The organism is Psychrobacter sp. PSP (genome assembly GCF_024085615.1).
GTDB lineage: Bacteria > Pseudomonadota > Gammaproteobacteria > Pseudomonadales > Moraxellaceae > Psychrobacter > Psychrobacter pacificensis.
The window spans coordinates 36,289-55,706 of sequence record NZ_JABLTF010000005.1 but is presented as its reverse complement, the minus strand read 5'-3'; the positions used below and the strand labels follow the sequence as shown (position 1 = coordinate 55,706).

Here is a 19,418-nt window from a genome sequence, read left to right as displayed (position 1 = left end):
CGCCATACAATAAACGAGCGGCAAACGTAACTTGAATAATCTACCGCACGCCACTATAAATAGCAGACAAAGGTACTGTAGGTAAAATCTCTACTCTAACCAGCTGATTTATTCAAAAATATTATCTATAAAAGCGAGGCTCATATCATGAGTGATGATTCAAAAAATAATAACGACAACGTCGACAACAATATAAATAACCCAACCAGCAATCAGCCATCAGTGAAAGTCACTGATTTGACGCCAAATAAAGGCGTTCTGAAAGGCAAAAAAACAGACATTCAAAACCCAGAGCTTTGGGAGTTCCCGATGAACTACCCACTCAGCATCATTGGTCATGAAGGTGAGCACGAGAGCCTGCTTAATGAAATCAAGCTGATCTTGGGTAGTCAGTTCCCTGATTTTGATTTGGCCTCTATTGAAGTGAAACCTTCTAGAACGGGTCGCTTTCATTCAGCACGGGTCAATCTGTACCTAACAGCCGCTGATCAAGTCAATACACTTTATGCCGCGCTTGATAATGCCAAGACGGTTCGCATGGTTTTGTAAATCGTTCAGACAGGTTTAGCGCCTTTTGGTCCAAGTCGTCACTCGCTAGTAATAACATATGGGTGGCGATTTTTTGTGGTTTGATGTACAATCTGCGCCCGCATTATTGCCGCCATGATGATGGTTATCAGGCGACAATCACTGAGAAAATAAAAAGCAAACGGCCGCACTATTTTTACAAAAAATTTATGATCGACCGCATTTGCGTCTAACCCTTATCCCATCGTCCTTTGCCAAAATTTGGACTGCCTACAACCTTGTAGCAACATAGTTTTATCCTAAAATCAATATAGTATTTTCAAAATTTTCCCGCTATATTGTGCCTACCGATTAACAAACACGCTATATGTAGTACTCAGTGATTTTTGCTATCACTATGGGTAGTGGCTGCTTGTTGCCAAAAAACTACTGCTACCATCGACTACAATCGCGTCATAAAGAATGTCTGCCGCTCCTTTGGCGCGCAGCATCACTATAAGCAATCAAAATAGAGGCCAACATGACACATATTGATAAAATCCAAGTAACCAAGCGTGATGGACGTTTAGAGCCTATTAATTTAGACAAAATTCATAAGGTAATAGCGTGGGCGGCGGATGGATTGGACAACGTCTCTGTGTCGCAAGTTGAGCTAAAGTCGCACATCCAGTTTTATGAAGGCATCAAAACCCGTGATATTCACGAAACCATCATCAAATCTGCTGCCGACCTTATCTCTGAGACCACGCCTGATTATCAATATCTCGCCGCGCGCTTGGCGATCTTCCATCTACGTAAGATTGCGTATAACCAGTTTGAGCCGCCGCACCTGTATGACCATGTCAAAACGCTCACCGACGCGGGCAAATATGATAAGCATATCCTAGCGGACTATAGCCGTGCTGAATTTGACGAGTTAGAAGAATATCTGGATCATTGGCGTGATATGAACCTTGCCTATGCTGCTGTCGAGCAAATGGCAGGGAAATACCTAGTACAAGACCGTGTCACGAAGACCGTGTACGAAAGCCCGCAGTTCTTATATATGCTCGTGGGCATGTGTCTATTTGCCAATTACGACAAAGCTGAGCGCTTAAGCTACGTCAAACGCTTTTATGATGCGACCTCAGAATTCAAAATCTCACTACCGACACCGATCATGTCAGGTGTGCGTACGCCATCGCGTCAGTTTAGCTCGTGCGTACTGATCGAATGTGGTGACAGCCTAGACTCAATCAACGCGACCACCAGCGCCATCGTACGCTACGTGTCACAGCGCGCTGGTATCGGCATCAACGCTGGCCGTATCCGTGCCCTTGGTAGCCCGATCCGTGGCGGTGAAGCGCAGCATACTGGCTGTATCCCATTCTACAAACTGTTCCAAACAGCGGTGAAATGCTGCTCACAAGGGGGCGTCCGTGGCGGTGCTGCGACCCTATTTTACCCATTATGGCATTTGGAAGTTGAGTCATTACTGGTACTCAAAAACAACCGCGGCGTCGAAGACAACCGTGTCCGTCATATGGACTACGGCGTACAATTAAACAAAACGATGTACACGCGCCTCATCAAAGGTCAAGACATCTCGCTATTTTCACCAAGTGACACGCCAGGCCTATATGATGCGTTCTTTGAAGACCAAGACAAATTCGAAGCGCTATACACCAAATACGAAAATGATCCTAACATCCGTAGCCGTCAAATCCCAGCTGCTGATTTGTTCAGCCTAATGATGCAAGAGCGCGCCAGTACGGGTCGTATCTATATCCAAAACGTCGATCATTGCAACACCCATAGCCCATTTGATGCGACGGTTGCCCCGATTCGCCAGTCAAACCTATGTATGGAAATCGCGCTACCGACCAAACCACTGGATAACATCAATGACGAAGAAGGCGAAATCGCCCTTTGTACGCTATCAGCGGTCAACTTGGGTAAAGTCGAGAGCGTCAGCGACATCGAAGAGCCAGCCGAGCTAATCGTCCGTGCCCTTGATGCCCTACTCGACTATCAAGACTATCCGGTCAAAGCTGCTGAAAATGGCAGTATGCGCCGACGTACGCTTGGTGTGGGCGTGATTAACTACGCTTACTACTTGGCTAAGAATGGCGCACGCTACTCTGACGACAGCGCACTTGGTCTGACCCATCAGACGTTTGAAGCATTGCAGTTCTATCTCTTAAAAGCCTCAAACAAATTGGCAAAAGAGCAAGGCGCGTGCCCTGCGTTCAATGAGACCACGTACTCACAAGGTATCTTGCCGATTGATACGTACAAAGCCGACTTGGATACAATCTGCCAAGAGCCGCTACATCTCGATTGGGAAACGCTACGTAGGGATATCACGGAACACGGTCTACGCAACTCTACCCTAACCGCCTTGATGCCGTCTGAGACCTCAAGTCAGATCGCCAACGCGACCAACGGTATCGAGCCACCACGTGGTCTGGTCTCTATCAAAGCGTCAAAAGATGGCATCTTAAAGCAAGTCGTGCCTGAGATTGCTACCCTAAAAGATCAGTACGAGCTACTATGGCAAATGCCAAACAATGACGGTTACCTAAAGCTGGTCGCTATCATGCAAAAATTCGTCGATCAAAGTATCTCTGCCAACACCAACTATGACCCCGTTCGTTATGCTGGTGGCCGTGTACCGATGAAGATATTGCTAAAAGACTTGCTAAACGCTTATAAAATGGGTGTGAAGACGTTGTACTACCATAACACTCGTGATGGTGCGAACGATGCCCAAGCGGATATGGAAGATGATTGTGCTGGCGGTGCTTGTAAGATTTAAAAATTTGGCCATTAGGCTCTCTGATCTAATTTAGAGAGCCTAATAGATAATTTGGTCTAGTAAAAGGAGGTGCAACTAAAATATAGATAGCATAAAACCACTAAAGCTAATTAATAGAGAGGTAATTTAATTATGGCTAAGAACACAGGCCGTAGTACTCGCAGAGGTTCGGTAAAAGCTCGAACTCAAATGAAGCATCCTAGTAACCCTAAGCATTCGCTTAAGAGAGACGCTGCTACAGGTCGATTTATGAGTGGTATGAAAGGTAGTTATAAAGGGGTAGCACAGGAGGTAGATAGTAGAAGATAAAAATGGCATAGAAGAGTAATCAACTATGCCATTGGAGATGCTAAATACGTCAATATTTAGTATCAGGAAGTTGAGACTACCGACGTCCACAAGTGATAGGCCAATAGAATGAATTTCCTTTTTCAGAGCAGACATTCTAATTTAAAACTTACCACTTGTCCAAAAAAACCGTGAAAAGGTAGTCACAAATATTTCTACTCAGGAGTAATGAGTATGGAAGTTTATCGTGATATACATGGCGACTCTGGCGTAAGCGCATTCGAGGTCGGTGATGACTCTATAATTGTGCGTTTTACGAAAGGTGGTATGTATCTATATAACTATTCCAAAACTGGCACTTATCATGTCAACAATATGATAAGACTAGCTAGAACAGGAAATGGTCTTAACGGATACATAAACTTAAACGCTAAACATACTTATGCTAGAAAAATAGCATAGGTGTTTGGTCTGACCTTCATGGTTTAGTGTTAGGGTGCTTCGACACCTTAGCACTATTAAGTATGAGTTGCTAAGAGGGATAAGAATTTGAATATTTCAGTGGGCAAAAAGCATTTTTTGAGAATTAATACTTGGGATGATATTTATAAAATGAGTGGATATACTGACTCATTAGATCCTAAGAAGGAAAAATTAAAGCAAGTTATTAATAAGTATGAACTTCCAAACAAGGGTAGATGCGGTTTATCAAATTGTCGCACACCTCATAATATTGGATGTATTGTTGAAACTGAATCTGGTAGGTTGACTAATTTAGGAAACGACTGTGGCAAGAAGTATTTTGGAGAAAACTTTACGTCTTTGAGCAATAAACTTAGCAAAGAGATTGATTACGCAAACAAAATCGAGAATATAAAGTTAGCTAAATTGAATATTGCTGAAAATTATAGAAAGTTAAATGAAATAGAAGCTGATTGGAAGAAGATTGAGAGAGTTTATAGAGCTATAAAGTCCGAAGGTCTTGATGGGCTATACGACAAGCTAGAACAAATGAAATATAGTAAGAGCTCCATTATTGCAATACAGCGTAGAGCTACAGAATCGGAGATTGAGCTTGAAGAGGTTAGAACAGGAAAAGACGTTCAAAATCCTTTCTATATGTCTGACAACTTAGGTGATTTAAAAGGTCTAAACTATCTTACTGATAGAATCAAAACTTAGATTAACACATGAAGTGCAATACCAAATGCAAGGTGAAAAAAAGACCTAGATGCGCTAGCATCAAAGTTTTTATCCACCGACCAAAGTGAGATTGCAACCATGAGCTATACACATCTAAGCCTCTGATAATGAAATACAGGACATTGAGAACAAACTAAACAACAGACCAAGAAAACGATTAGGGTTTAAAACGCCTATGCAGGCGTTCTATAATATTAATTAGCGTTGCACTTGGTGTGTTAATCTAAGAAATTAAAGCCATCATTCTAAACAATAAAATAACTCTTAATCGTTTGAATGATTTTGATGAGGACAAGACAACTCTCAAAGAACTTAGCAAAATGATCAAAGAGAATGAAAAATTAAACGATAGTGTTCGTGAAGCACATAGTATTATTGCGGATGGCTTTAAGTTATTTAGTGCAGATAATATGAGACAATTTACGCCTTTGATAAGTAGTAAAAGGCATAGAAAGTTAAAAAGATTTTTAAATTGTTGTTTTGAAAGCTAATAAGCCTAGGTCAAGCGAATCTTTCTTAGTTGTAGGGTGCGCCCAGCGCACCGATGATATAAAAATTGTGTTTAAAGGTGAGCGAGGCGCACCCTACAAAATATACTCAAATAGCAAGGTCGCTAAGAAAAAAGAAAGACGCCCTAACAAGGTCGTTTAGCCCCGACTATAGCGATATCCTGCTGACGACGATGGCGTTGCAGTCTCTGACTGGACGTAGTATCGAGGCAACAGGAATGCGGTCAGACACGATAGACTGCACGCCAGCGGCTAAGCAGATACAAGCGGTAGGCGGGATTGGCTACCTTAATATTTAAATTTAACACAGTAACAAGTAAGACCTAATTTTCGTGCTAAAATTAGCCCTATATTTAGAGCATAATTTTAATGGAGAATGGGGCATGCAACCGATATTTGCGACACAAACAGCCAGTATTTCAGAGCTAAAAAACAACCCTTCTGCCTTGATCAAACAGTCAGATGGTGAGTCGATTGCGATTTTAAACCACAACAAACCCGTGGCTTACTTGGTTTCCACAGACATGTACGAGCGTATGATGGAAGCGATGGACGATATGGCACTCAGCCAAACCGTAAACGCACGGATGAATGATGGGCAAGCGCCTATCAAGGTTACGCTCGATGACTTATAGTCTTGAGTTTCACCCGTTAGCGTTAAAAGAATGGAAAAAGATAGCGCCAAGCATCCAACAGCAGTTTAAGAAAAAATTACAGCAGCGACTATCCAACCCTCATGTGCCTGCGTCGAAACTTTCTGGACATACAGATACTTATAAAATTAAATTACGCACCATAGGGTATCGTTTGGTATATACCGTTAAAGATGACGTGGTGGTGGTTTATGTATTGGCAGTCGGTAAAAGAGAAAACAACAAGGTATATGACAGTCTGGCGACGCGTCAACCCTAACGAAAACTTAGAAATAACTAAAACGACGGAGGTCATGTGCACTATACCGCAATCATCAAAGACGGTGGTTTGTTTATCCCAAACGTATTTTCAGACCTAAACGATGGTGGCTCGCATATCGTACAAGTCGAGGTTGATATTGCAGCGGTGCGTCAGCAGTTAGAGATGGATGAAGCGCCAAAGGCAGCCGTCGCCAAAAAAAGCGTGGCAAAAGCAGCCAAAAAACCAGCATCGCGCGCGGCTAAAAAAGACGTAAAAACAGCAGCAGAAGCGTCTGATGTGAGTACCCTACGTAAAAGCGCACTGGATGAATTAGAAGCACTCGATGATAGTGAACTGAGCGAAATATTCAAAGCCTATATGAACGATGGCAAAGAGCCCTCACAGATATCGCTAGAGAACCTTTAACCCAAAAAGCCATTGACCAAAATTTATAATATAATCATATCCAATTTATATAATTTCATAACCGTATCAATGATAAAGGCAGTCCCATGACTTACTCGATTTTTTCGCAAACGCCAAACAATGCGCTAACAGAGCCGATGTTCTTTGGTCAGCCCGTCAACGTGGCGCGCTATGACCAACAAAAGCACCCCATCTTTGAGCAATTGATTGAAAAGCAGTTGTCATTCTTTTGGCGTCCAGAAGAAGTCGATGTGTCACGCGACCGTATCGATTTTAGCAATCTGTCCTCGCATGAGCAGCATATATTTTTGAGCAACCTCAAGTATCAGACCCTACTCGACTCTATCCAAGGTCGTAGTCCAAACGTGGTGCTACTGCCGCTAGTGTCTATCCCTGAGCTTGAGACGTGGATTGAGACATGGTCGTTTAGCGAGACGATTCACTCGCGCAGCTATACCCATATCATTCGTAATATCGTCAATGACCCAAATATTATCTTTGATGACATTATGCAAAACGAGCACATCTTAGGCCGCGCCTCTGATATCGCTCAGTACTATGATGAGCTGTATCGCAACTCGCAGCTATATAGCTTATACGGTCCAGGTACGCATAATATAAATGGTGAGGAAGTGACCGTTGATTTACGATCGCTGAAAAAGCAAATGTATCTATGCATCATGGCGGTCAACGTCCTAGAGGCCATTCGTTTTTATGTGTCGTTTGCCTGCTCGTTTGCCTTTGCTGAGCGCAAATTGATGGAAGGCAATGCCAAAATCATCAAACTGATCGCTCGTGACGAAGCGTTGCATTTGACCGGTACGCAGCACATGCTAAATCTCATGCGTAATGGTCGTGACGATCCTGAGATGGTCGAGATTGCCGCAGAGTGTTTTGATGAAAGTATTGAGATCTTCCGCAAGGCTGCCGAGCAAGAAAAAGAATGGGCAGGCTATCTGTTCAAAGATGGCTCGATGATCGGTCTCAACGAAGATATTCTGTGCCAATATATCGAATACATCACCAACTTACGTATGGAAACCGTCGGCTTGCCAGCGGCGTTCCCGAACTCAAAATCAAACCCAATCCCGTGGATCAACACGTGGTTGTCGTCTGACAATGTGCAGGTCGCCCCACAAGAGACCGAGATTAGCTCGTACTTGGTTGGTCAGATTGACTCTGATTTATCAGACAGTGATTTTGACGACTTTGAACTATAAAGGCTCCGAATTATAAGAGCTGAGTTGTAAGAGCTTTGAGCTATAAAGGTTTTAAATTATAAAGGGTTGATCTGTAATCATTTTATCGGTTAATAGTAGGGATAGTAATAGCACAGATATCCCAATAGGATGAGCGATGACTTGGGTAATGACCAGTAAAAAGCAGTTCTATCTACATGATGACGAAAGTCTACTAGATGGACTATTACGCACCGGACACGATGTCAACTATCAATGCCGCGAGGGCTATTGTGGTAGCTGCCGAGTCAAGCGTATTGCTAGCTCGCATACGGTCGATTATCCATTTAACCCGCTTGCCATGATTGAAGAGGATGAAATCCTGCCCTGCTGTTGCCGTGTGCGGGGTGTAATCTATATCAACCATGAGCTGATTGAAAAGCCTTAGCAAAATAGTAGGGACTAAAGACTGGCCTGAACATTAGCTTTTATGCTTTGATAAAATTTAACTCAATAAAAAAGCGCGCTCCTTATCCAAAGGAGCGCGCTTTTTTGTGTAATTTAGCAACACACTTTATTGTGCTACAGAGTCTTGCTCAAACAGTTTCATTAGCTCTTCGCGCATGCGATCACGCTCTGCTTCTGACATCATCGGTGCTTGCTGATCACCTTGGATACTGCCACCCATCCCATCCATACTCTCACCCTGTAGTACGACAGGACGCTCGATGGGCTCTTGCACTGGACGCTCTTCTAGCATTATTTTGACTTGAGCATTTTTGCCGCGGCGTAGTATCTGAGCATCCAACTCAGTGTTCGGCGGCTTACGAGCGACATATTGGATCAAGGTATTGGCATCGGTCATCTCGACACCATCGATGGTTAGGATGATATCGCCAACACGCAAACCACTCTTGGCAGCAGGACTGCCTTCGATGACGTTTAGCACTTCCACGCCCGTTGAGGTCTCAAGCTGCGTTGGGTCACGTAGCTGTGACTGGATTTCGATACCGAGCCAACCACGACTGACGCGGCCGTCTTTGATCAGCGCGTTCATCACTTGCTCGACCAATGATGTAGGAATCGCAAAGCCAATACCCATCGAGCCGCCAGAGCGCGAGAATATCACCGTATTGATACCGACTAGCTCACCACGAGCATCGACCAGCGCGCCACCTGAGTTACCTGGATTGATCGCCGCATCCGTCTGGATGAAGTCTTCGAACTTATTGACGCCCAGTCCAGTACGCCCAGTCGCTGAGATAATCCCTTGCGTCACCGTCTGACCGACCCCAAATGGATTACCAATTGCCAAAGCCAGATCCCCCACGCGAATAGGATCTTCGCGGAAACCAAGCGGCGTCAATCCTGTCATCTCAACCTTAATCACTGCTAGATCACTATCAGGGTCTGTACCGATGATTTTGGCGCGGCTCTTGCGTCCATCGTTAAATGCAACCGTGATCTCATCCGCTTTTTCGATGACATGCGCATTGGTCACGATATAGCCATCTTCTGATACGATCACACCAGAGCCTAGATTGGTATTGCCCTGCTCTTGTGATGGGCCACCATGATATTCAAAAAACCGGCGCAATACGGGATCATCCATATAAGGATGCTCTGTCATCGTTTGTGTGGTGTAGATATTGACGACCGACTGCGACGCGCGCGCAACTGCATTATGATAAGAAGAGATGGGCGCTGGTGTATCCGCAACTGGCTCTGACGCTTGCTGCTCGGCTGGCGGGGTTCTCGGCGGCTCCCACGTGGCCTCCGATGATGACTTCATACTCGTGAACAACCAGATAAACGCTACTAACACCAGCAGCAATAAGACCCAAGGCAACCATTTTAATAAAGAAACCTTGTTACGGGTGTTATTGGTGTTCTGGGATGACGACATATAGAACCTCTATAAATGTAATGCAGACGGACAGTGAGAAATAAGGTGAGAAGACTGCGATTATTCAACCATCATGGCTTGGATTATTCAACCATTATGGCTTGACTAGGTAATTGCTTGATTAGGCAATTAATAGCCAGAGCTAGGCAGACTCACATTTATAAATTATAACCGCAATGCCGTGAAATAGTAACGTATCGTGTACCATTTCAGTTATCCATCTTGTCTACTCTTTTACAGTGCCATGTTAAAATCATCGCTATCAGATATTTGCGATAGATAATGATCAATTATTTATCTTTTATGAGTCTTTGTCTTCAAACAACTTTTTTTAAGCACTATATTTGAATAATACTGCGTTACTGCAAGGCAATAACAATAAGGAAACCTAATGAGCCAAAACACGACTACTGAACCTTCGACCAACAGCATCAGCGCAGAATCATTGACGCAATTTTGTGATGAGTATCTATCTGCTAGTGCGTTCAAAGACTACGCGCCAAATGGCCTACAAGTAGATGGCGGTCGTCCAATACAACGTATCGTCACAGGGGTGACGGCGTGCGAGGCGCTGATTGATGCGGCTATCGCTGACAATGCCGATGCGATTGTGGTGCATCATGGCTACTTTTGGAAAGGCGAACCTGCGCCTATCACAGGTCTGAAAGGTCGACGTATCCGCAAATTGATGCAACATGGCATCTCTATGATTGGCTATCATTTACCGCTCGATGCACACCCCGTGATTGGTAACAATGCCAAACTGGCAGACGTACTAGATATGACCATTACTGGCGCGCTCTACCCCAACGAAACACACCCTGTTGGTAATATCGCCACTTGCACACCGCAGAGTGCTGATAGCCTGATCGCAAAGATTACCCAAGCGCTCGGTCGTACCCCACTACATATTTCGTCTAATTATGAACATCACTCTGATAATAATGCGAAAACGACTGCCAATAGCGAGAGAGTGATCAAACGTGTCGGTATTTGTACAGGCGGCGCCCAAGATATGATCGAACAGGCTGCCATAATGGGCTGTGACGCCTATATCTCTGGTGAAATCTCTGAGCGTACCACGCATATCGCTCGTGAGCTGGGTATCGATTACTTTGCTTGTGGTCATCACGCAACAGAGCGCGGTGGTATTCAAGCGTTAGGAGAGATAGTCGCCCAAGAATATGGACTGCCAGTAACCTTTGTTGATATTAAAAATCCAGCATAAGATAGCCAATATAGTGGCCATCATTAGGGCAGAACTCGAGACGATTAATAAAGAATATAGGCGTTGTTATAGCCATTATCGCAAAACTCATTAATGAGTTTGTGAATATTACGCCCATAATATAGCGACATTTAACCGTTTATATCTCAATTGTTAAGTTTTATCGCTTTTTTCTTAACTCTACTTGAATAATGCAAGCGATATCCGCATATTACCACCTGTAAGAAAGAACGTTTTGTCATGAAACTTCCCATTATTACAGCTTCCGGTTATGGCACTAAAATAATGCTGGCGGTTATTTGAAACTTTATCATGCTTTATGAGCAATGAAATTTTTGAACGTCGCCAGTTAAAACACGATGTATACACTCGATATTTGATTTATACCGTGTTTTTATTTGTAGTGTCGCGATGACAGTTTTGCACCACCTTTTTGATAGCATATTTTATAAGCTATCAAATATGGTTGAGCTGCTTGCCCTCATTGCTGGACAATTAACTTTAGCAGCTAGCCACCTTATTACTAATCACTCAAGGTGTCGTTAGTTATTAAAGTTAGCATCACCAAAGCAGATGAATATATTGGTCTCAATGGCCAATCATTACCTCACCGCTTTGCTTGATGTCGTTGTCTCAATAACTTACTCATGACCTTACCTATGTTTGATATATAGTTGTTTGGCCATTAGCCATATTGCGTTATCGATGAAGGAATCATCTGATTTACATCCTTCGCGTAGTCGTGCGTCCAGATTTTGAAACGACTGTTTTATGCTTTTACTTTAAGCATATGAGTAACACTTCGATAGCGGGCTGACCCACAAATCCACATCGCTAACTCTTAGAGAGAGCATGCTAGTGGCGCTATAATCAAGCAGGATGACTGATACTTATTTTATTCAAGAGTATGATGTCGTCTGAAATGCTGTATTGATATATGCCAAATGATGTGCATGTATTTTTACGCGTTTTTGCGGTAAGAAGGATGGCTAAAATCAGGAGACATCCATGCAACGTATTACTTATCGTGTCAAAGGATCTGCGCAAGGTGCCAAACGTCGTATTTCTCATTTACTACGTCCATCTAAACGCCTACTTAACACCAAAAGTAACATCGTTTCATCTACCCCTACTGCGTCGGGTCGTTTTGCCAGAACCAAGAAGCTGGCACAAGTATCCAGTATCGCTCTGCTCTCTTTGCCTGCACAGAGCCTAACGACAATGAATACAAAGGTATCAGCCTATGCCAATGTCATGCTGCAAAACACTTTGACCATTGCCGCTGTCCCAGGTGATAGTACTTATTTTGCCACTGATGGCTTCCAACATGGCTTTGGTTTTGATCTCGTGCGCACCTATGCAGACGAGCTCGGTGTGGATATCAATCTAAAAGCCTATGCCAATGAAGAGGCTGCACTCAAAGCCTTGAGATCAGGTGACGCTGATATGGCGTTGACCACGGCTAGTACCAAACTAAAAAGCCAGCTCAATCTCTCATCTGTTAATGTCAGCTGTGGCTACGACTCAAGCTTGACTAAAAACGGTCTGCATCCAAAAGTCAGTTGGACGTTCAGCTCACCTAATGATCCACTGTCCAAAAAAGCCAGTTACTTCTTGTGCGATAGCATCAAGCTAAAAAACACACAGAAACTAGCGGCGTTCTACAATCAGAATTTGCTAAAAGACGCTTATAGTCAGGATCATTTCCAAAAAACACTGACAGAAAAACTGCCTGATTATCAGTCTTCGTTTGAAGAGCAAGCGCGCAATTACAATCATGATTGGGAATTGTTGGTTGCTATGGGTTATCAAGAGTCACATCTTGATGCCAATGCGGTATCTCCGACTGGCGTACGCGGCCTTATGATGCTGACCAATAACACTGCAAAGGCTATGGGCGTGTCAGATCGCGTTGATCCTTATCAAAGTATCGGCGGCGGTGCTCGTTATCTAGAGCAAATGAAAGCAGAGTTCGCGGATGTACCCAAGACTGATCGCGTCTGGTTTGCCCTTGCTGCTTACAACATGGGTCCAAATGCGGTGAAAAGCATTCAGCGTAAATTACGCGCCCAAGGCATTGACGACAAGAGCTGGGCGAACGTTTATGCGTATTTGGCGGACAACAAAGCATCAAACAGCCGTTATGGCCAAGCAATGCACTATGTTAGCAACATCAGAAGTTATCTTGAGTCTATCAAAACTCAAACTGTCTAGTTAATAGACTCCATTAGATATCAGATATCTTAAGATACCTAAACGATTGGGTACCGTCAGACGCTGACCACGTTGTAACATAGTATCAGCAGCGATATTATTCATCTCAGCCAATTCTTGGGTTGATACACCATATTTACGAGCTAAACCAATCAAGCTATCGCCTGAGCCAACCGTGTAGCTCACCGTCGCTTTTGGCACTTTTAGGGTTTGTCCACGCTGTAGTTGGGCATTCGTCGCCAAGTCATTGGTCGCAGCCAAATCCTCTACAGAGATACCAAACTGACGAGCTAAGGCAATCAAGCCATCGCCAGATTTGACTTTGTAATTTTCAGTATTTCCTAGCTTTTTACCGCTGCTACTACTCTGACTGCTACTGCTTTGATTACTGTTGCTTTGACTACTATTAGAAGCCGAAGAGCTTGTAGAAGCCGAAGAGCTTGCCACGCTACCGCCCGCAGGAATAGTAATAGTACGACCTAATATCAAGTTAGACGTCGTGCTCAGGTTATTTGCTGAAGCTAAATCGCTCAAGCCGATATTATAGCGTTTGGCGACACCTGTTAGCGTATCACCAGATTTTACTTTATAGCTGACGGCTTTATCATTCAGTTGGCGATCAACTAACTCTTTTGAAACCGGTACTTTAATCGTTTGCCCACGTTGCAGGCGCGCTCTTGCATCAAAGTTACTGTTTACAGCAGCGATCTCTGCTGCACTAACACCCAAGCTATTTGCAATACCGATCAAGGTATCACCTGATTTTACTTTATAACTAGTGGTCGCTACTGATCTTGTATTACTAGCACTACTAGAGCTTGTGGTGCTTGCTGCATCGAAATTAACACTAGCAGGTACTTTTAGTGTTTGACCCACATAAAGTGAGCTTGTGCTATTGATACCGTTCAGGCTAGCTAACGTGTCTGTCGATACGTTAAATTGACGCGCTAATACAATCAGACCGTCACCCGGTTTTACTTTATAGTTCTTAGTCGCAGTGCTTGATTTACTTGGTCTGGTAGATGGTGCCGCAGGTGTTGTGGCGGGCGCTTTTACCTTACCAGGTACTAGCCAGAGCTTTTGTCCTCTGAGCAGATCAGCACGGCTACTGAGGTTATTGTAGCTGGCAAGCTGTGTGACCGATAAACCAAAACGGTTGGCCGTACCAATAAGCGTGTCGCCACCTTGTACAACATAGCTTTCAGGCTGATTGGCGGCTGGGTTACTGGCAGCGCTTAGCGGCTCGATAGTTTTGGCATTGTATAGATACAATGTGCTGCCAGATAGTAAGTTGGCACTGGCATCTATTTGGTTCCATTCTGCGATATCACGCCAATTTACCCCTGCACGGCTTGCGATATTCGATAGCGTATCGCCACGTTTGACCGTATAAGTGGTACGCGTGCCTTGTGGTTTTGGTTTACTAACTGACGTTTTAGCAAAGCTCAGCTTTTTCTCTTCACCGCTTGCTTCTAAGATAGACTGCTGCGTCTGTACGGCTGACAGGTTGATATTACCATCCGCGTTAATAACGTTGGTCTCAGAGGTATTGCTACGGATTTGGTGGGCAATGAAGTCGCGCTCTTCTTTGCTAAGCGGTGGCTCTTGGACAATCGTATTATTCTGAGTAATCTGAGCTGAGGTAGTCGGTAGACTGTTGCTGCTCTTGAGCTCAGCATTGATCTTTTTGGTTTCTGCATTGGTTATTGGCGGCTCAGTACGTACTGAGGCATTACCACTATAGACAGAGCTGCTAGTCGTTTGAGCGGACGGTGAGATATAGCTCGTTATTTGCTGAGGTACGCTTGCGCTGGCAGCATAATCAGCCAATGCGCTACTGCTGGATGGTAATGACGATGAAGTATATGGCTTGCTATTGTAGCTTGGTGTCGTTGTAGTTGGGGTGCTTGTATTGCTAAAAGCCAATACATTGCTTGTGCCATTACCACGCAATAGACTCAGTTTGGCATCAGCGTTCAAGCTAACATCGTTAGGAATGATAACGCGCTGTGGACCAGAGGAATCCACACGACCTGAAGTCAATGCCGTGTTGAGTCGCTCTAACTCATCATAACTCACGCCTGTAAGCTGTGATACTTCAGACAAGCTCACACCGTAGTTGACCGGCACACTACGGAAATGCTGACGGTTAGCGATAGCTGGTAGATATACGCCATACTGTTCAGGCTTGGCCACGATTTCGGCTACTGCCAAAAAGCGCGGCACATAATTCATGGTTTCAGTTGGTAGTTGTAGTGACCAGTAGTCTGTTGGTAGTCCACGTGCGGCATTGGCATCAATCGCTTTTTGGATACGACCAGGTCCTGCGTTGTAGGCGGCTAGCGCCAGCTCCCAGCTACCAAACTGATTGTGTAGCGCGGTCAAAAAGTCGTAAGCGGCGCGCGTTGATTCGATAACGTCACGGCGACCATCATAGGTGCTGCTCTGATTCAGACCATAGATACGACCTGTACTTGGGATAAACTGCCATAGGCCTGCCGCTGCTGCACTACTGGTACCACTCGGATCATACGAGCTTTCGATAACTGGTAACAACGCCAGCTCTGTTGGAATGTTGCGGCGCTCAGCCTCTCGTACCGTATGGTAAATGTAGCGACTGGCACGCGCCGTCAAACGGTTTAGATAGTCTTGTCTGCTGGTAAACCAACTCTTTTGCCCTTCGATACGCTGATTATAAATCGGCTTACCACCGTTCATACGGTAGCCGGCACGCAAACGATTCCATAGATCACCATACTGCTGAATAGCAAGCTGGTTGCCCTCTACCATCGTCATGTCAGTGGCTTCTAATAGATCTGCCAATTCATCCAAGCTCTCTGCATCCAAAAACGCAGTTGAGTAATCTGCACTGCTCGTAGTCGCCCCTTGATTAGCAGGACGCTTGGTAATGATAGCTGAGCTGTTGGTTGCACCTTTATTTTTTACTGTTGAGGTGTTGCTACACGCACTGATGAGTAAAGTTGATACCGCAAGCGTCAATGGTAACGCAACAAACGAGCGAGATTTTGATAGCACAGTAGACATGATATTGGAAGTTTCCTAACGACAGAAAGTGATAAGACAAAGTTGAGAGATAGTATAGTATGCAACGTAAAGTAAAGACCAGCCTAATATAAAAGACACTAATAATCATTTTTATTAGTATCTAATAGATTGTATTGACCAGTATCTAGTTAATAGCTACTTGTGATACTGCACGTAATAATACAGCGTTACCAGTAGATACCGTCAGCGTTACACGAGATGTCGTAACAAATGATGTTTGCTGACCGTCTTTCGTCCAGCTCTCATTTGTCGTTACATTGGCTTTTGCCTGATCTCCTGTAATAACAATGTTATCTACAGAGATATCGTAGCGATAATTGGACGTATCATTCCAGCTGTTTTGCAGTAGCTTTAGATACGCATCTTTGTCTAGGCTAGTCGATTTTCCCTTTCTAGATAAAGAGATCAATGCATCATCCGATACCAGACGAGCGACCTGATTAATGCTCTTGCTATTTGCGGATGACTTCATCGCTGCTGCGTAGTTTTGCACTAACGCTTCGGTCATCGTAGCGGCTTGCGCATTGATACTAATGGTGCTGGCGACTGCTAATATCGCAGTGACGCTGGCGCCCTTTACCAATAAAGCCAAAAGCCTACTTCCCAATAATTTTTTCATGATAATCCTTAGCGATATTTTTTCGTTTGCGCCGTAGTGACGATCAACGCTCTTTTATCATTTGTGTTGTTGATGTACTTATATAGTAAGTATACTCATATCATATGCCGAGCCTATCATTGAATTCTCACAGGCATGTGACACCCTGTGTAATTATTGCGAATATAAAAGCACAGGATGCTCACAAAAGCCGTTCTTTGAATCGAAGGTTATTATATCCTCTGATTTCAACAACTTTAGTCGTGATAATAGCAATAGCACTCAATCGATAACGCTAAAATTTGTTTTCGCTATTGCTATCTTCATACTGCTCATCATCACTGAGTTTCATACCCAAACGCTCTACGCGTCTGTCCATCATTTGTCGAGCCAATGCCTGCATATCTTCCACGCGATCTATTTCATCGACAATCTCAAGACCTAACAATGTCTCAAAGACATCTTCTAATGTGACCAACCCTTTGACTTCACCATATTCGCCAACGGTAATTGCGATATGAATACGATTTTTTAGCATAAGCTCCAACAGATCAAACAGTTTCATTTTAGAGAATACAAACGTGATGTCTCTTTTGAACTGCGTCAAAGGCTTGTGCGTGGCATGGTTGACTTTTGCCAATAGCATGTCAGTTTTTAAAACAAAACCAGTAATGTTATCTAGATCACCATCATAAATGGGCAATCGAGAAAACGTGAGCTTTGGACGATCAACCAATAACTCAGCCACTGTTTTGTTTTCTTCAAATGCGAGCATCACTGAGCGCGGCGTCATGATGTCTTCAACTTTGATCGCGCCGAATGCTAGTAGATTGCGAATGATGCGCGACTCTAGTGGATCGATTTGACCCGATTCTTCACCGATGCTAGCAAGGGCTGCAAACTCACGACGGCTGAACGTTTGCGGTTCTTTACCGCGTACTAATAACTTCGTCAAACGCTCTGATACCCAAATAAGTGGGTATAAAATCATAATGATACCGCGGACAAAGTACGCCACCATACCACTTAGCTGACGCCAATAGACAGTGCCTAGTGTTTTTGGAATAATCTCAGACAGGAACAAAATAGCCAGTGTCATAATGGCTGAGAACAATCCAAACCATGCGCTACCAAATACAATGGTGGCTTGGGCACCCGCTCCGATAGAACCCAACGTGTGAGCAACGGTATTCAAGGTCAAGATAGCTGCCAGTGATTGATCGATATTGTCGACCTTTAGGCTCTTTAGCATATCCGCTTTTTTGGGATTGGTTTCTTGTACATCTGCAATAAACGATGGCGTCATGCTCAGCAAAACAGACTCAGCCAACGAGCAGGCAAAAGAGACACCAATAGCGAGGACAACAAAAAATATCAATAGTCCCACGTTTAGGGCAGTTGGTGCGGCTGCCACGGCGGTTGGCGATGCAGCGCCCGCCGCCCACACAGAATGCGGCAACATCAGCGCCAACGCACAAAGCACGGCAAAGAAGGTATAACCAAATCGAGAACTAGTCGTCATTCTCGGGGGAGGCTCTGCAGATGCGTCTTCACGATGAGCACGCGGACGACATAAACGAGGTACAAACATAAAAGTGGTGAACAAGTTGGGTAACCTAAAAAGAGAAAAAGGAAGATGATATAACGAGCCAATCATATACATTATCGAGGTGATATCAGATATCTACTGATCAATAGTCATAACGGCTCAATGCTGATTTAGACACCGTCTCAAAGCTAAAATAGTGCTTCGATAAATAGCATACTAAATGCATGCAGTCATTGCCATTTGATAGTAGCATTGATGATATCTTTTCACAATAAGTCACTATTTTTAAGTTTTTATTTTTTGGTGACTTTTATTGTTTGGTATTGCCTCAATATTATTTGGCTCAATGGCATATGATATTGATCATTTTGGCATCATATATTTGATATAGCAAAAATATTATCCTGCTATCCGGCGGCTTATTCTCTGCCATTACATCAACAAAAACACGCTCAGCCTATGATTAACAGTTACCAAGTCTGGGATTTTTTGTTACTATGCGTCTAATTTTATTATTATCTATGAACCACTGAGAGACATTATGAGCTTATTTATTCAAGCTGCCCATGCTGCACCAGAAGCCGCTGGTGCTGGATCGCTATTCGGTCAGATTTTACTTCCTGTTGCTTTTTTTGCCATTTTTTACTTTTTGGTCATTCGCCCGCAGTCTAAGCGTACCAAAGAGCACCGTGCCATGGTGAATGCATTGACGGTTGGCAACGAAATCATCTTTGCTGGTGGTTTGATGGGTCGTATCAAAGCGATAGAAGGCGATTATGCAGTTGTGAGCTTAAATAACAACACGGATGTCAAAGTGCAACGTGCTTCTGTTATTTCAGTATTGCCTGCTGGCACAATCGAAAGCGTTTAATCGAAAACGTTTAATTATTACTGAGCTTTATCGGTAGTAATTTAATGGTCGTATCACCACTGGGTGCAATGACCAAATAATGACCGTATATCATTTACGGTCATTTTTCGCTATTAAGGTAGTCGCTATTAAGGTAGTAAGGTACGGCTGTTATATAAGCTAG

17 protein-coding genes are annotated in these 19,418 nt (G+C 43.8%); 13 read left to right on the top strand and 4 right to left on the bottom strand.

Annotated elements, in window-relative coordinates:
* Window positions 1-237: 237 nt before the first annotated feature.
* The 10 genes from HL061_RS00310 to yfaE all read left to right on the top strand — a co-directional run bounded on the left by HL061_RS00310 (window position 238) and on the right by yfaE (window position 8,271).
* Window positions 238-549 carry a DUF493 domain-containing protein gene (locus HL061_RS00310; protein WP_313907210.1) on the top strand — a complete coding sequence of 104 codons (312 nt, stop codon included), beginning with the start codon at window positions 238-240 and terminating at the stop codon, window positions 547-549.
* Between the two features lie 499 nt (window positions 550-1,048).
* Complete coding sequence (gene nrdA, locus HL061_RS00305; RefSeq protein ID WP_071001402.1) at window positions 1,049-3,325, top strand: class 1a ribonucleoside-diphosphate reductase subunit alpha; 2,277 nt, start codon at window positions 1,049-1,051, stop codon at window positions 3,323-3,325.
* Window positions 3,326-3,457: 132 nt separating this feature from the next.
* Window positions 3,458-3,634: a hypothetical protein gene (locus tag HL061_RS00300; RefSeq protein ID WP_167669410.1), complete on the top strand. Its 177-nt coding sequence runs from the start codon at window positions 3,458-3,460 to the stop codon at window positions 3,632-3,634.
* Window positions 3,635-4,162: 528 nt separating this feature from the next.
* Window positions 4,163-4,795, top strand: a complete 633-nt coding sequence (locus HL061_RS00295) for a hypothetical protein (protein ID WP_252962375.1) — start codon at window positions 4,163-4,165, stop codon at window positions 4,793-4,795.
* A gap of 703 nt (window positions 4,796-5,498) precedes the next feature.
* On the top strand, window positions 5,499-5,624 hold the full coding sequence (locus HL061_RS13955) for a hypothetical protein (RefSeq protein ID WP_265088263.1): 126 nt from the start codon (window positions 5,499-5,501) through the stop codon (window positions 5,622-5,624).
* 84 nt (window positions 5,625-5,708) lie between these two features.
* Window positions 5,709-5,960, top strand: coding sequence for a type II toxin-antitoxin system Phd/YefM family antitoxin (locus HL061_RS00290; protein ID WP_071001400.1), 252 nt, complete (start codon window positions 5,709-5,711; stop codon window positions 5,958-5,960).
* A complete protein-coding gene (locus HL061_RS00285) occupies window positions 5,950-6,237 on the top strand; it encodes a type II toxin-antitoxin system mRNA interferase toxin, RelE/StbE family (protein WP_071001399.1) in 288 nt (95 codons plus the stop codon). The genes HL061_RS00290 and HL061_RS00285 overlap by 11 nt, the downstream gene beginning before the upstream one ends.
* Window positions 6,238-6,273: 36 nt before the next feature.
* On the top strand, window positions 6,274-6,645 hold the full coding sequence (locus HL061_RS00280; protein WP_071001398.1) for a hypothetical protein: 372 nt from the start codon (window positions 6,274-6,276) through the stop codon (window positions 6,643-6,645).
* Between the two features lie 86 nt (window positions 6,646-6,731).
* A complete protein-coding gene (nrdB, locus tag HL061_RS00275) occupies window positions 6,732-7,865 on the top strand; it encodes a class Ia ribonucleoside-diphosphate reductase subunit beta (protein WP_071001397.1) in 1,134 nt (377 codons plus the stop codon).
* A gap of 136 nt (window positions 7,866-8,001) precedes the next feature.
* On the top strand, window positions 8,002-8,271 hold the full coding sequence (gene yfaE, locus HL061_RS00270) for a class I ribonucleotide reductase maintenance protein YfaE (RefSeq protein WP_071001396.1): 270 nt from the start codon (window positions 8,002-8,004) through the stop codon (window positions 8,269-8,271).
* Between the two features lie 126 nt (window positions 8,272-8,397).
* Here the strand turns inward: yfaE and HL061_RS00265 are convergent, their stop codons facing one another.
* Window positions 8,398-9,729, bottom strand: a complete 1,332-nt coding sequence (locus tag HL061_RS00265) for a trypsin-like peptidase domain-containing protein (protein WP_071001395.1) — start codon at window positions 9,727-9,729, stop codon at window positions 8,398-8,400.
* A 391-nt stretch (window positions 9,730-10,120) separates the two neighbouring features.
* On the opposite strand from HL061_RS00265, the gene HL061_RS00260 reads away from it, so the two are divergent.
* On the top strand, window positions 10,121-10,957 hold the full coding sequence (locus tag HL061_RS00260) for a Nif3-like dinuclear metal center hexameric protein (RefSeq protein WP_071001394.1): 837 nt from the start codon (window positions 10,121-10,123) through the stop codon (window positions 10,955-10,957).
* 1,008 nt (window positions 10,958-11,965) lie between these two features.
* The gene (locus HL061_RS00255; protein WP_093070949.1) at window positions 11,966-13,171 is read left to right on the top strand and encodes a transglycosylase SLT domain-containing protein; all 1,206 of its coding nucleotides are present in this window, start codon (window positions 11,966-11,968) and stop codon (window positions 13,169-13,171) included.
* On the opposite strand, the gene HL061_RS00250 is transcribed toward HL061_RS00255, so the two are convergent.
* The 3 genes from HL061_RS00250 to HL061_RS00240 all read right to left on the bottom strand — a co-directional run bounded on the left by HL061_RS00250 (window position 13,172) and on the right by HL061_RS00240 (window position 18,426).
* The gene (locus HL061_RS00250; RefSeq protein ID WP_071001392.1) at window positions 13,172-16,216 is read right to left on the bottom strand and encodes a LysM peptidoglycan-binding domain-containing protein; all 3,045 of its coding nucleotides are present in this window, start codon (window positions 16,214-16,216) and stop codon (window positions 13,172-13,174) included. It lies immediately after the preceding gene.
* A gap of 145 nt (window positions 16,217-16,361) precedes the next feature.
* On the bottom strand, window positions 16,362-16,856 hold the full coding sequence (locus HL061_RS00245) for a hypothetical protein (protein ID WP_071001391.1): 495 nt from the start codon (window positions 16,854-16,856) through the stop codon (window positions 16,362-16,364).
* A 274-nt stretch (window positions 16,857-17,130) separates the two neighbouring features.
* Complete coding sequence (locus HL061_RS00240; RefSeq protein ID WP_083328794.1) at window positions 17,131-18,426, bottom strand: hemolysin family protein; 1,296 nt, start codon at window positions 18,424-18,426, stop codon at window positions 17,131-17,133.
* A gap of 499 nt (window positions 18,427-18,925) precedes the next feature.
* Here HL061_RS00240 and yajC point away from each other — a divergent pair, with 499 nt between their 5' ends.
* Window positions 18,926-19,255 carry a preprotein translocase subunit YajC gene (gene yajC / locus HL061_RS00235; protein ID WP_071001390.1) on the top strand — a complete coding sequence of 110 codons (330 nt, stop codon included), beginning with the start codon at window positions 18,926-18,928 and terminating at the stop codon, window positions 19,253-19,255.
* The last annotated feature ends 163 nt before the right edge of the window (window positions 19,256-19,418 follow it).

Coding starts and splice junctions, on each gene's coding strand:
- nrdB (WP_071001397.1), top strand. CDS start 6,732: ATGACTTACTCGATTTTTTCGCAAACGCCAAACAATGCGCTAACAGAG.
- HL061_RS00240 (WP_083328794.1), bottom strand. CDS start 18,426: ATGTTTGTACCTCGTTTATGTCGTCCGCGTGCTCATCGTGAAGACGCA.
- HL061_RS00290 (WP_071001400.1), top strand. CDS start 5,709: ATGCAACCGATATTTGCGACACAAACAGCCAGTATTTCAGAGCTAAAA.
- yajC (WP_071001390.1), top strand. CDS start 18,926: ATGAGCTTATTTATTCAAGCTGCCCATGCTGCACCAGAAGCCGCTGGT.
- HL061_RS00260 (WP_071001394.1), top strand. CDS start 10,121: ATGAGCCAAAACACGACTACTGAACCTTCGACCAACAGCATCAGCGCA.
- HL061_RS00265 (WP_071001395.1), bottom strand. CDS start 9,729: ATGTCGTCATCCCAGAACACCAATAACACCCGTAACAAGGTTTCTTTA.
- nrdA (WP_071001402.1), top strand. CDS start 1,049: ATGACACATATTGATAAAATCCAAGTAACCAAGCGTGATGGACGTTTA.
- HL061_RS00285 (WP_071001399.1), top strand. CDS start 5,950: ATGACTTATAGTCTTGAGTTTCACCCGTTAGCGTTAAAAGAATGGAAA.
- HL061_RS00245 (WP_071001391.1), bottom strand. CDS start 16,856: ATGAAAAAATTATTGGGAAGTAGGCTTTTGGCTTTATTGGTAAAGGGC.
- HL061_RS13955 (WP_265088263.1), top strand. CDS start 5,499: ATGGCGTTGCAGTCTCTGACTGGACGTAGTATCGAGGCAACAGGAATG.
- yfaE (WP_071001396.1), top strand. CDS start 8,002: ATGACTTGGGTAATGACCAGTAAAAAGCAGTTCTATCTACATGATGAC.
- HL061_RS00300 (WP_167669410.1), top strand. CDS start 3,458: ATGGCTAAGAACACAGGCCGTAGTACTCGCAGAGGTTCGGTAAAAGCT.
- HL061_RS00255 (WP_093070949.1), top strand. CDS start 11,966: ATGCAACGTATTACTTATCGTGTCAAAGGATCTGCGCAAGGTGCCAAA.
- HL061_RS00250 (WP_071001392.1), bottom strand. CDS start 16,216: ATGTCTACTGTGCTATCAAAATCTCGCTCGTTTGTTGCGTTACCATTG.